Below are 12,831 nucleotides of genomic sequence, written 5' to 3' on the forward strand. Positions count from 1 at the left end.
CCACACCTTTTATATTCATAATTAAACAATTTAGGAATCCCTTTTAAGCACAGTCCGAATTGCACTAACCATAGTGTTCGTATCCATACCTGAAGCGGCTAAATCGGTCGAAACATCAAATGTAGATGTTCCCCTTTGGGTAAAATCCATTTGATCATCTCCCTGTTCCGAGTCATCCTCGGGTATAAAATCCTGTAAATCCGGAAGTTCTTCCAATTCTTTTACAGTATTTTTTTCTTGTTTTTTTACGGTTTCAATGGTTTTATCTGAAGATTCCTCTCTACCTACAGAGGCTGCTGAAGCATCTTTTGCAGTATCAAAATCTTCTTGATCCGGTTTTCGCTCACCTAAGCCTTGTATATCATCCAATACAGAGTCTTCATCGGCCTTTACTGCATCAGATTCCGCTGCAGATATTTCTTCATCATTTATAACCGGCATTTCTATAGGGTCGTCAATGCTTATATTTACATTCTTTCCGGTTTCTTTTTTGGCGGCTCCCTGAGTACTAAGAGGCTGAAATAAGTCCGGCACAAAATGTTCCAAAAGAATTTGTACTCCAAAAACAAAGCCGCCGCTTATTAAGAAAATAATCAAAGACCGCATTAGTATTGCAGAAAAACGAACCCCGCTTACCAAACCCAATAGGACAGACAGAGCTAACGCAATTAAAGCGCATATAAGGGGAATTTTCAATTTTGCCGTCACTCTCTGAACCTCCTATCGTTAATTTTAAAAAATGACTTAGTCCCACTTTCTTCCAAACAGTTTTTGTAAGAAACCGGAAAAACCTGAATATTCATTATAATCCGTTTTTTCAAGTTTTGCAACTATGTGGCGCAAACAACCGGACGCTTTACTCTTTGGAGCATGTATAAAGAAGGGTTTTTGCTTTAAAACAGCCTGTTCAACAGCCGGATCATTATAAATAAAGCCCAAGTACTCGACTTTTAAATTTAAAAATTGGGCTACTATTTGTATCATCCTCTCTGCTATTTTTTTGCCTTCAAGGGCGGAATTTACGCGGTTGACAATCATTTTTAAGTTTAAATCATAGTTTTCCACTTCGGTAGCTATTATTTTTATAATCCCATAGGCATCGGTTATAGCTGTAGGTTCCGAAGTGGTAACAATTACAACCTCATCGGCAGCAGCGACAAAGCTAAGCACATTCTTAGAAACACCTGCGCTTGTATCGATTATTATTATATCGGCTTCTGCAAGAGTGTATAATTCCTTAATAAAATCGGACCTTTCAGCCTCTTCCATATTTGCAATTTTTGAAAAACCGGAGGCTCCTGCAATAAATTTTATTCCATATTCCGTATCGATTATGATATCCGACATTTTCTTTTGCTTTTTCATTACATGATAAAGATTGAATTTCGGAATTATATTCATCATAACGTTTACATTTGCAAGGCCTAGGTCTGCATCGATTACAATAACGTTTTTTCCCATCTTTGCATAGGCAATCCCCATATTTGTAGAGATATTCGTTTTTCCTACGCCGCCTTTTCCGCTGGTTACGGCAATTATCCTAGTCTTACGTTTAGGAGGAAGGTCTGATAAGTCTTTGTTGCCGTTGTTTTTATTTTTCATCAATGTTTTTAAATCTTCTGCCTGATCTGTCATCTTAACTCCATACTATAGAAATTTCGTCATTGAAATTTTCATTGATATACTCCAAAGGGAATCCCGTAAGTTTTCTTAAAAAACTTATTTTAGAAGCCTTTGCAATATCTCTCGGGACTTTTTGCCCTTCGGTTATATATGCGGCAGGAATCTTGTATTCATCTAAAACACTTATAATGCTGCCCACATGAGCAGTTTCATCAAGTTTTGTAACTATCAGGCTGGAAAAATCAAAAACCGAATATTGTTTTATTATTTCGCTTATATCGGCAGCCTTAGTTACGGCACTGATTACAAGATGAATTTCTATCCGTCCCGGCTCTATTTCATCAAAATATTTTTGCATTTCAAGAATTTTTTCGGGATCGGACGGACTTCGCCCCGTCGTATCTATGCATATAATATCGGCAGAATCCTTATATAGATCGAGATATTTGCGCAAATCTAAGGGATCGCTTGCAATTATTAAGGGAATATCCATGTGTTCACAGTATTTTTTTATCTGAAATGCCGCCCCTATCCTAAACTGATCAAGGGTGATAACCCTCACATCCAGAGGTCTGCCTTCAAGTTTTGAAATAGCCAAAACATAGTAGGCGGCAAGTTTTGCAAGAGTTGTGGTCTTTCCTATACCTGTAGGCCCAACCAATGCAATCAAACCCTGTTTTTTTCTTTCTTCTTTTTTTATGGGAATAGAAGAAGCTATCCATTCCAGTACTTTTTTTTGTACGGTTTCAAAATCATTTAATTCGGCTAAACTCAAGTTAGCCGTTATTTTGTTTTTTATGGAACGGATATATTTAGCGGTAAAATCATTTTCTTCCAAAAGAGCTTCAATTTTTACAATGTTTTCATGTTCTTGTGAAGATTTCGTCTTTTGTTTTATCTGTTCAGCGAGCCGTTCAACGGTATCTGCCAGTTTTTTAAGCTCGATAGATTCAATATTACCTTTTGAAGGAGCGGGGGCCTGATTTTCAAGTTTTTCTATATACGGCATCATCTTTTCAGCCATTTCTTCCGATTGAGATGCAGCCATTTTTATTATTTTTAAGCGCTCTTCTTCAATATTCATAGGAGAATAGTTTGTTACGGATTTTTGTTTTGACTGTGTTTGTTTTTCTTCATTATCACCGGAGAATTTTGGAATAAAGGATTCGTTTTGGATATTAAAACTTACCCTTATTGTCTCCTTGTTAAAAAAACTAAAGAAGCCTTCATTTCTTTTTATCTCGCGCCGGGTAATCATTATATTCGGCCCGTACTTTTCTTGAATTTTTTGAATACACTTTTCATATGTTGAAGCTTCCTCGACAAATGTTTCCATAATAAACTTTATACCACCCAAAGCCATTATAAAACATTTTTATAAATTTTACAATACAGATATGAGATGTTTGTTTGACCTTTTAGAGCTAATTGTTTTAATAAATTTACAATTATCTTTGTGAGAGCGGACAGCAATTCTTATATGATTTTCACCGAGGGTTTTAAAACTCCTACAGGTTCTTATCAAGATCCCATTCCGTTCAAAGAACTTTAAAGCATCTTCATCCTTAGCATTTAAAACTTTAAGAAGGATAAAATTGCAGTGAGTTTTATAAGCTTGTAATTTTATATCTCCCCTTGTTCCATATTTATTTATATTTTCGAGCAAAAAAGCTCTTTCCTTTTGAATATAGGCCTTGCTTTCTGCAATAAATTCCTTATCGGAAAAGATTGAATTAGCCGCAGCTTCAGCAAAGGAGTTTATGTGCCATGCCATTTCAATTTTAGAAAGAGCTGAAACGGTTTCGGGGGAGGTACAGGCATAGCCTAAACGAAGTCCCGGAAGAGCAAAAAATTTAGTTGCAGCCCTTAGTATGCAGATGTTCTTATAACCGTCTTTTTTAAAAAGGCTTATACTGTCATAGTCAGGCAGACAAAACTCATAGAAAGCCTCATCTAAAAGCAAAAAAGCCCCTGCCTTTTGTACAAAAGAGTAAATTTGCAAAAGATCCGTTTTTTTTATTCTTAGACCTGTGGGATTATTCGGGTTTCCTAAAATGAGAAGGTCATCGGCTTTTAAGTTTTTTTTAAGAGCAGAAATATCGGAAGAAAAATCAGGAAGGTAAGGAATTTCTAAAACCGTTTTTTTATGAACAAGAGCCCTCAATCCGTATTCCGAAAAACAAGGTGTGCATAAAATTATTCTTTTAAACATTGAACAAAAATTATCGATTATTTCTACAGCTCCGTTCCCCAAAACAATATTTTCAAGCCCGCACTTTAAATACTTAGCTGTTATTTTCTTTAAAGAACGATAGCTAATATCGGGATAAACTAAAAGGTTATTAAAGGAAGAACTTAAAGCTCTTTTCAATCCCTTAGGGGCTCCCAGAGGATTTATATTGCTGCTAAAATCGATTAAAACTTCATCATTTTTTTTATAAGATAAAAAACCGCCGTGTTCCAAATTTTCCGCCTTCTGTGTAATTTAATACATTTCAGTTTAAGTGTCAGCCTCAGCATAAGCTGCTTAAAGTTTTACGTAAAAATTATATTATTTTTAATATTAAAACGCAAGGTCTCATTTCCCCACGAGTTGTAAAAAAGTTATAGTATTTTGTTTGCCTTATTTTTGTCCTTGAATAATTTTAACTTTTGTATTATACTACGGAGCAATGCCTAAAAAAACTTTTTTAAATTTGCCCCAAGAAAAACAGCAAAGGATACTCGAAACATGTAAAAAGGAGTTTGAAAAAAAACCTATTTTTCAGGCAAGTGTTTCGGATATAGTAAATACTCTGGGTATAGCCCGCGGAAGTTTTTATCAATATTTTGAAAATTTGGAAGAATGTTTTTTTACAATTTTAAGCTCCGAAAACATGGATGTCCATGCCCTGTTTCAAGAATCTTTACAAGAAAACGATAATGATTTTTTTAATGCCCTTTTAAGATATGCCGGTATTTTGTCTAAGGAGCTTTATAAAAAATCTAAGCGGAATTTATATAAAAACCGTTTTCTTTATTGGACTCCCGATTTGGATAAGGCTTGGCTTGAATACAGAAAAAAATATCTTCAAACCGAAAAGGTTGCCGAAATGGAAAAGATATATTTTTCAAATCTAAAAAAAAGCTCTCTTTCCCTTTCAACTTATGAAGATATAAAGGAACTTATAGAATACACCAAGGCCATTGTTCATAATCTTATATCCCGCTCCTTTATTGAAAACTGGAAACCGGAAGAATTTATTGAGCAATTTCAAAAACAAATAATGTGGATGAAAAACGGGCTTAAGAGCGGGAATTAACTTCTTAGTCCTTATACGCTTCCAATTCTATAAGCTCATTGTTTTCCATGATAAAAGGTTTTGCCGTATCTTCGTCTTGGTAATGTTTATATTTTAAAAAAAGGTAATTATAGCAATCTTCTTTTTTGGCAAATTTTACGGCTTGAAATGGCTCGGAAAAAGAAAGTTTTTCTACAAACAGGAATGTGTTATTGTTTTGCAGCAATACGCCCGTGTGTCCTATAAAAAGAAAGTCACCGTCCAAATTATCATGCAGAACAACCGAAAGCATTTTTACATTTTTATCGAAACCTATGTTTGCAAAATGTTCTTTCATCTTTTGGGCATGAATGAGAATATCCTTTGTATTTTCGGTTTTTACCCTCGAAAATAATTGTTTAAACCTTTCAGTATCGTTATCATTAAATATTTTTCCTACGGAGATAGCTTCATTATCCATAAACAAAAGAGCATCATCGATAGGGGCTTTTTTAATTTCAATATTATCCTTTAAAAGCATAAAGACGTTTATCCGGCAATTTGTTCCGATAAAATTGCCCTTTTTAGATTTCCATAATTCGTCTATTTTTTGCTCATCATATTCAGGAGGCTCTTTTTCAAAACCCTTTGTCAAGCCGGTTTTTTCAATCGTTTCATTATAGTCGATAACTCCCCGTATAAAGGCTTCCGCATTTTTGTTTTCTAAATGCGAATTCAAAACAGCTTGAACTTCTTTTATACTTTCATCGTCACTCATGTTCGAAAATAGGGGTTTATTCTTTTGACATGATACAAATACAATAGAAATGGTCAAAACCAATGCTAATATTTTTTTCATTTTTACCTCCGATTTTTTAATCCAATATAAATTCATATTCCCGATATATGAGATTATCTTTAAAATCAAAAATATCGATAGATATGTTTCCTTTATCATTTATTAAACAGGCAGCTATGCGGTTGCCCGAGTTAGAAATTTTCATGTCCTTGCAGGTAAATTTTATATCCGTATTTTTATAGGCATTTTTTATAAACTGCATATATTCATCAGTCCCTTTAATATTTTGGACATCGTTATTGAATAACTGCCATACAACTTCAGGATGTAAAAATTTTTTATATGCTGTCCAGTCCCGGCTATTTTCTGCCTCAAAAAAATTTTGTAAAATTTGCTGTGTTTCCATTTAAGCTTTCCTTTTTAAAAAAAGTTTTTTTATTCATTGTAATGCTTATTCCAAATAATTTTCTGCCTGTTTGGTAAACATCTCATAATACCGTCCTTTAAGTTCAATAAGTTCATCATGAGTTCCATATTCCTGTATGGTTCCGTTTTCTACCAAGACTATTTTATCCGCGTTGCGTACTGTAGAAAGTCTATGAGCTATCATTATTGTAGTAGTTTTATTTGCTTCGCCTAAAATAAGCTCATTCATTTTATATTCGCTTAGAGGATCTAGAGCTGAAGACGGTTCGTCTAAGATAAGAAGTCCGAATTTTCCCGACATAATTCTGGCTAATGCTATTTTTTGTATTTCTCCGCCCGACAACATAATACCGTCCGCATCAAACTCCTTTGTAAGCTCCGTTTCGCGGCCTGCACCGCTTTTTTTAAAAATAGAGAGAAGCCCCAGCTTTTCGCATATTGCTTCTATATCGTTTATCGGAATATCTTCGTACAGCGAAATATTTTCTTCTAACGACATAGCATAAACAAGAGGCTTTTGAAACGCAACACCGATTTTTTTTCGCAATTCCTTAATATTATACTCACTTATTCGGTTGCCGTTTATAAATATTTCACCATTCGTAACATCATAAAACCTAAGCAGTAATTTAACAAGTGTAGATTTACCCGCTCCATTTTCGCCTACAACAGCAATTTTTTCACCCGGCTTTATGGATAAATTTATATGAGACAGCGAAAAAGCGGACTTCTCATAAGCAAATGATACATCTTTTAGTTCAACCGAAAAAGCCGTTTTTTCAAGGATCGACTTACCGCTGATAGAAGATTCAATCTTGGATTCAATGTCAAAAAATTCGCGAAGTTTTTTCGCATTTAATGACAATTCGTCTGCTCCGGTAATAAGGTCAATAAGTTCACGAAGTTTAGAGTCCCCGCGGTAAAAAGCTAGCGTCATCATTATGTAAAGTCCTACTTCTGCGATATTTCCAACCGTAATATTATAGACAATATAACAAATAATAATAAACTCCGTTAACGCAAAAGTTGTCTCATGCAAAATACTGTAAAGTGCTTGTTTTTTCGAGTATCGTTTAACTATATCCAAATTTTCATTTTCAGTAATGTCATATTTATCCATTATCTTTTTACCGACTAAAGTCGATTTGATATCCGCAGCATATTCGCTCTGATAAAACAAACGTTGAAAATACGAAAGACGTCTTTTTACGGGAACTAATTTCTGTTTATACGCAATATTCATTTTATTTTTTACAAAATCTATTTTACAATGTAAAAACATTTGAATTATTTCTATAGGTATAATCCAAGGTCCTATAGCGGCTATCATCGTAAACAACATAGTTACAGACATAAAATGTTGAATAAATTTACTCATAAAATCGCGTGCGGCAAGAGTTTGTGCAGAGTATTCGGTAATTGCCCAAGCGTATTTATTATAATATTCAGGATTATCGATATATCGGTAATCAATAGATATTGCTTTTTTGTATATATCCCGTTTAATTTTAAGATCTACTTCTTTGCTTTTGCGTTGAAAATACGGATACAATATTTTAGGCGTCATATTTTTAATAAACAAAATTCCGCATACTATTGCAGAAAATGTTGCGACATACCAAAATGATTTTCCTACAGCTAAAAGATCAACGATTTCTTTGGGAAAATACACATAGAAAAAATCATCGATCGGTTCTAATAATGCGGAAGTCAATAGAATCACAAAAAAATAAACTCGGGCGTACTTCCGATACGGGCGGCATAACCAAAAAATATTTTTTAATCTTTTACCGAAATGCTTCATTTAATTTTTTAAACTCCTTTTTAAATTTCGGCTAAAGTATTTTTTAAAAGCGAGGTTTCAATAAAAAGATCAATTACACTTTGAATATCCTTTATAATATCTGCAAGCTGCGGCTCATAGATAGAATACTCGTCAATTAACTTTTTTACAATATATCTTTTTTTTTCGCTTTGTCAAGCCGACGCTGCACTATTTTTTAAAATAAATTTGAAAACCCTCTTGACAAAATGACATGCTGTCATTATATTATTATGTAAAAAATGACAATGCGTCATTATGTTTGATTCTATAAGGAGTTTTTATGTACATCGTTGAATCTATTTTTGATTTGAGTTACTTGGTTTTGGTTATGGCCCTAAGCATAAAGCTTTTGTTACAAAAGGATAGAACGGCAAAGCTGTTCGGGCTTATGGCTCTTCTTTTAGGTTCAGGGGATTCTTTTCACCTCCTCCCGCGTGTAATTTCTATGTGGCACAAGGGCGGTTTTGAGGCAAATGCTTTCTACCTTTCAATCGGGGTTTTAATAACCTCCATTACAATGACTATTTTTTATCTTATGTTCTACCATTACTATAAGATAAAAACAAATACAAGCAGTAAGTCAAAAGATATTCTCATATACGGTTTAGCCCTGATAAGATTGGTGCTTACTGTTATGCCTCAAAACGAGTGGGGAATGGCTGATGCAAATTATACTTGGAGCATTATCCGAAACATTCCCTTTGCAGCCCTTGGAGCAGTTTTGATTTACTTCTTTTACAAGGCTAGAAAAGCCCCCGGTTTGGAGCACATGGCTCTATTAACGGCCTTAAGCTTTTTGTTCTATCTGCCTGTTGTCTTGTTTTCAAAAACCGTGCCTTTAGTAGGGGCTCTTATGATGCCCAAGACGGTGGCCTATGTGGGAATCGTATATGTAGGATTTAAGCATTTTATACCTAAGTTTAGTCTAAAAAGCATCTTGGAAAATTCTTTTGCTTACTTGGTTTTAGGCTTGGCTGCAGGCGTATTTTTTAGGGAATTTACAAAATTCAATGCCTTTGACGGCTCCTCATATCTAAGCCTGATGCATGCCCATGTTTTGATTTTGGGTACTGTACTTTCCTTAGTTTCTTATCTTGCATTTAAGCAGGTCCCGGCCCTTAGCGAAAAAAGGCTTGCCTGTGTCAGAAGGGCTAACCATTTTTGGAATACGGGTCTTCTTATTACTGTGGTTCTCATGCTTTTAAGAGGCATTATTACAATTTTAGGAAATAATTACACCTCAAAGGCTCAAGATGCAGCCTTTTCAGGTATAGCAGGAATAGGACACATTCTTTTAGCTCTTGGTTTTATATATACATTTTTGATGATATTTAAGACAAGAGAAGATTAAAAGATTCTCTATCATTTTATTAAATTTAACCGCAGAGGCCGCGAAGATCGCAAAGAATTTTTTATACTTTACTAAATAATATAATCCTATATTCATCTTTGCGGAGTTGAGCGTAAGCTCAACGCTTTGCGTCCCTTGCGGTTTATTTCTAGATATTTTCTTTAGCTTTAAGCTCTCTTTTTTCCTAAACCCGCCTTAAAAATAAGCCGAAAATTTATTGAAGTGACATATAGGAGGTTCATATGCAGGCACTTGATGTTCGTATGCAGGCTTTGCCGGTACAAGAGCCGGAAAGAAAAGCTTCTGAGGACTTTAAAAGAGCTGATGCGGAACCTGTAAGAAACGGAGATTCATTCCTGGCAATGATCAAAAAGATGATTGCCGCTGCCAAGGATGGGAGCAAGGAGATTGATGATGCCCGATTTGAAGATTCCCGCTTTAGGGAAGACAAAGTAAGGAATTCATCGCTTCAAAAGGAAGCAGGAAGGCAGAATACGGAACTATCATCCGAAAACCGGCCGTCTAAGGAAATAGATGCCGAAAATCTGCTTAATTCCAAAGAAGCTTATCTAAAAGAGACCAAGGACTTAACGAAAAAGCCTAAGAGCGAAGCCAGTAAGCTGCACTCGGAAAATTTAGATGCCCAAAAGGTGCAAAAAAATATGCCTGAGCTGGAGCTTAAAATTCTCAATGAGGATTTTAATGAGGAAATTAAAGATTTTTTGCCGCAAGATTTAAAAGAAGAAGAAAGTATATCTCTTTTTTCGGATGAAGCTTTAAAAAAATTCGACAAGACTGAAAAGAAAAAGCTTTTTTCTACAGATGAGGAAAAGGCGGCACAAGCCGATAAGCTGGGGCTTTTATCCCGGGTCGATAAAAAGGACTCATCAAAAAAAGCTCATTCGCAAACCGAGTCATCACAGGAAAATTTAAGTAAAAAGTCTATTAACAAAACAAAAGCAAAAATCTCTGTAGAAGACTTGCGTTCAATGCCTTCCGTTCAATCGGATGCTGCTATTCATACTACAGTTGCCGAATCGAGGGTAGAGACGGATAACTCCGTCGATATGGTAATCGATTTTAGCAGCAAGGCTCAAAATGCATTACAAGACGGAGAATTTCAAAACACTCAAACCGGAAGCGAGTCCCAAAAAACAAGTCAAACTTTTTCGGCTATGTTGACTCAAGAAATAAGGGATGCGGCGGCAGACTTTGTACAAGCCGGAAAAATAGTTCTCCGCGATAATAATGCAGGAGAAATAAGACTGCATCTAAGACCTGAAAACCTAGGAGCCGTAAAAATCAATTTAGAGCTGAGTGAGGGTAAAAGGGTTACCGGAACAGTAACGGTTGCTTCAAAAGAGGCTTACGATGCCTTTGAGAAAAATTTGGATAATTTGGCTAAAGAATTTAAAGAAAACGGTTTCGAATTTGCCGAATTTAATTTAAATTGGTCGGGCTTTTCGGGCCAAGAGGGCTTTGCCGAAAATTTTGAATCTTTTGCAGGATTTGCCTATAAAAATCAAGAACAAGATTTAAGGCAGCTTGAAAAAACGGCCGATAATTTGATTACCTACAGTTATGTCTATGGTTCGACTGTAGATCTTTTGGCTTAAAGGGGTATTTTATGCAAGTAAATAACATTAATGGAAGTGCCGTAGATACGGCTTTTGAACAAGCTGAGATGATGAAGAATTTTAAATCCGAGATGAGTCCTGAAGAAAAAGCTCTTTTAAGTATGCAGGTTGACACCTTAAATAAGCAGAATTTTGCAGAAACAAGGGTTCCGAAACAGCAGCTTGGAAAAGACGATTTTCTTCAGCTTTTAATTGCCCAGCTCACCCATCAAGATCCTACATCTCCGATGGAAGACACGCAATTTATAGGGCAAATGGCTCAATTTTCATCCCTTGAGCAGATGACCAATATGAACAAAAACTTTGCAGCCTTAAATGAGCTAATGACAGGCTCATCGGCAGTAAATGCTGTCGGCAAAAAAGTTGACTTAGACCTAGGGTCTTCACAGGTTTCCGGTTATATTTCAGCCGCGACACGCGGTATAAATCCGGAAGTTATGGTAAACGGAAACTGGTACAACTGGTCGGCCGTTAAAACAGTTTATGCAGACAACAATTAGGAGGCAATAATTATGATGAGATCATTATTTTCCGGCGTCAGCGGAATGCAAAATCACCAAACAAGAATGGACGTTATCGGAAATAACGTAGCCAATGTAAATACAACAGGGTTTAAGAGGGGAAGAGTAAACTTTCAAGACTTAATTTCACAGCAGCTAAGCGGGGCATCCCGTCCTACCGAGGAGCTTGGCGGTGTAAACCCTAAAGAAGTAGGTTTAGGAATGATGGTTGCAAGCATTGATACAATCTTTACACAGGGAGCCTTGCAGACAACAGGCGTCAATACTGACCTTGCAATACAGGGAAACGGCTTTTTTATCCTTAAAGACGGCGAAAAAACTTTTTACACAAGAGCCGGTGCCTTCGGTCTTGATAGAGACGGAACCTTGGTAAACCCTGCAAACGGAATGAGGGTACAGGGCTGGATGGCTGAAGAAGCTGATGGACTTAGACTTATCAATACTTCAGGCCAAACTGAAGATTTAACTATTCCGATAGGCCAAAAAATAGATGCAAAGGCAACAACGAGCGTAGACTATGCTTGTAACCTTGACAAGAGATTGCCTGAATTACCCGAAAATGCAAATAGAGCCCAGATTTTGGAATCTACTTGGTCTACAGAATTTAAGGTTTATGACAGCTTCGGAGAAGCTCACGAACTTCAAATCGATTTTGCCAGAGTCCCCGGAGAAGTTAATGCTTGGAGGGCTACGGTAAATGTCGATCCTACAAATGCTGAAGCAGCAGCAACAAGGTCGGGAATTGGAACAACAGACGGCGTTGAAAACAGCTTTATAGTACGCTTTGATAATAACGGTCATCTTGCTTCTGTTACAGATACGGCAGGAAATGTGAGTGCCCCCGCAGGTAAAGTTTCCGTCCAAGTTTCTTTTAATGTTTTAGGTGCAAACCCCGGAGAAGGCGGAGCTGCGACCAGACAGACCTTGGATGTAAATTTAGGAGAAATAGGTACATCAAAAAATACCATTACACAGTTTTCAGATAAGAGTACTACAAAGGCTTATCAACAGGACGGTTACGGAATGGGCTATCTTGAAAACTTTAGAATCGACCAAAGCGGCATTATAATCGGTGTTTATTCAAACGGAGTAAGGCAGGAGTTGGGTCAAATAGCTATGGCCGGTTTTGCCAATCAAGGCGGTCTTGAAAAGGCAGGTCAAAACACATATGTTCAGTCCAATAACTCAGGCGTTGCTAATATTTCTACATCGGGAACTGTCGGAAAGGGTTATCTGATAGGCGGAACCCTCGAAATGAGTAACGTAGATTTAACAGACCAATTCGTAGATATGATTGTAACTCAAAAAGGCTTTCAGGCAGGTGCTAAAACAATACAAACTTCTGATACAATGCTTGAAACGGTCTTGAACTTGAAACGATAGTATGGT

Annotated in this window: 12 protein-coding genes; 5 read left to right on the forward strand and 7 right to left on the reverse strand. The window is 36.2% G+C overall.

From position 1 onward, the window contains the following. Nucleotides 1-30 precede the first annotated feature (30 nt). From E4N74_RS12560 to E4N74_RS12575, 4 genes are read right to left on the reverse strand one after another with little or no spacing between them, the layout of a single operon-like run. Nucleotides 31-708: a hypothetical protein gene (locus tag E4N74_RS12560; RefSeq protein WP_255818071.1), complete on the reverse strand. Its 678-nt coding sequence runs from the start codon at nucleotides 706-708 to the stop codon at nucleotides 31-33. A gap of 36 nt (nucleotides 709-744) precedes the next feature. Further along, entirely contained in the window at nucleotides 745-1,635 is an 891-nt protein-coding gene (locus E4N74_RS12565) for a MinD/ParA family protein (protein WP_044978466.1), read from the reverse strand. A gap of 1 nt (nucleotide 1,636) precedes the next feature. Further along, nucleotides 1,637-2,986 carry a flagellar biosynthesis GTPase FlhF gene (gene flhF / locus E4N74_RS12570; RefSeq protein WP_338113370.1) on the reverse strand — a complete coding sequence of 450 codons (1,350 nt, stop codon included), beginning with the start codon at nucleotides 2,984-2,986 and terminating at the stop codon, nucleotides 1,637-1,639. A gap of 21 nt (nucleotides 2,987-3,007) precedes the next feature. Beyond that, nucleotides 3,008-4,087, reverse strand: a complete 1,080-nt coding sequence (locus E4N74_RS12575) for a pyridoxal phosphate-dependent aminotransferase (RefSeq protein WP_255818092.1) — start codon at nucleotides 4,085-4,087, stop codon at nucleotides 3,008-3,010. 208 nt (nucleotides 4,088-4,295) lie between these two features. On the opposite strand from E4N74_RS12575, the gene E4N74_RS12580 reads away from it, so the two are divergent. Further along, nucleotides 4,296-4,925, forward strand: a complete 630-nt coding sequence (locus E4N74_RS12580) for a TetR/AcrR family transcriptional regulator (RefSeq protein WP_255818094.1) — start codon at nucleotides 4,296-4,298, stop codon at nucleotides 4,923-4,925. A gap of 4 nt (nucleotides 4,926-4,929) precedes the next feature. Here E4N74_RS12580 and E4N74_RS12585 read toward each other — a convergent pair whose 3' ends face one another. From E4N74_RS12585 to E4N74_RS12595, 3 genes are read right to left on the reverse strand one after another with little or no spacing between them, the layout of a single operon-like run. After that, complete coding sequence (locus E4N74_RS12585) at nucleotides 4,930-5,742, reverse strand: DUF4300 family protein (protein WP_255818095.1); 813 nt, start codon at nucleotides 5,740-5,742, stop codon at nucleotides 4,930-4,932. Nucleotides 5,743-5,758: 16 nt separating this feature from the next. After that, nucleotides 5,759-6,088 (reverse strand): nuclear transport factor 2 family protein, encoded by a 330-nt coding sequence (locus E4N74_RS12590; protein WP_255818096.1) that lies wholly within the window; start codon nucleotides 6,086-6,088, stop codon nucleotides 5,759-5,761. 45 nt (nucleotides 6,089-6,133) lie between these two features. Further along, nucleotides 6,134-7,912 carry an ABC transporter ATP-binding protein gene (locus E4N74_RS12595; RefSeq protein ID WP_255818098.1) on the reverse strand — a complete coding sequence of 593 codons (1,779 nt, stop codon included), beginning with the start codon at nucleotides 7,910-7,912 and terminating at the stop codon, nucleotides 6,134-6,136. 301 nt (nucleotides 7,913-8,213) lie between these two features. On the opposite strand from E4N74_RS12595, the gene E4N74_RS12600 reads away from it, so the two are divergent. The 4 genes from E4N74_RS12600 to flgE all read left to right on the forward strand — a co-directional run bounded on the left by E4N74_RS12600 (nucleotide 8,214) and on the right by flgE (nucleotide 12,825). After that, complete coding sequence (locus tag E4N74_RS12600; RefSeq protein WP_255818100.1) at nucleotides 8,214-9,284, forward strand: DUF2871 domain-containing protein; 1,071 nt, start codon at nucleotides 8,214-8,216, stop codon at nucleotides 9,282-9,284. Between the two features lie 242 nt (nucleotides 9,285-9,526). Continuing rightward, a complete protein-coding gene (locus tag E4N74_RS12605) occupies nucleotides 9,527-10,900 on the forward strand; it encodes a flagellar hook-length control protein FliK (protein WP_255818102.1) in 1,374 nt (457 codons plus the stop codon). Between the two features lie 11 nt (nucleotides 10,901-10,911). Continuing rightward, on the forward strand, nucleotides 10,912-11,421 hold the full coding sequence (gene flgD / locus E4N74_RS12610; protein WP_255805515.1) for a flagellar hook assembly protein FlgD: 510 nt from the start codon (nucleotides 10,912-10,914) through the stop codon (nucleotides 11,419-11,421). A 12-nt stretch (nucleotides 11,422-11,433) separates the two neighbouring features. Next, nucleotides 11,434-12,825, forward strand: coding sequence for a flagellar hook protein FlgE (gene flgE, locus E4N74_RS12615; RefSeq protein ID WP_255818103.1), 1,392 nt, complete (start codon nucleotides 11,434-11,436; stop codon nucleotides 12,823-12,825). Nucleotides 12,826-12,831: the final 6 nt, after the last annotated feature.

Origin of the sequence: Treponema putidum (assembly GCF_024401155.1) — a bacterium.
GTDB lineage: Bacteria > Spirochaetota > Spirochaetia > Treponematales > Treponemataceae > Treponema_B > Treponema_B putidum.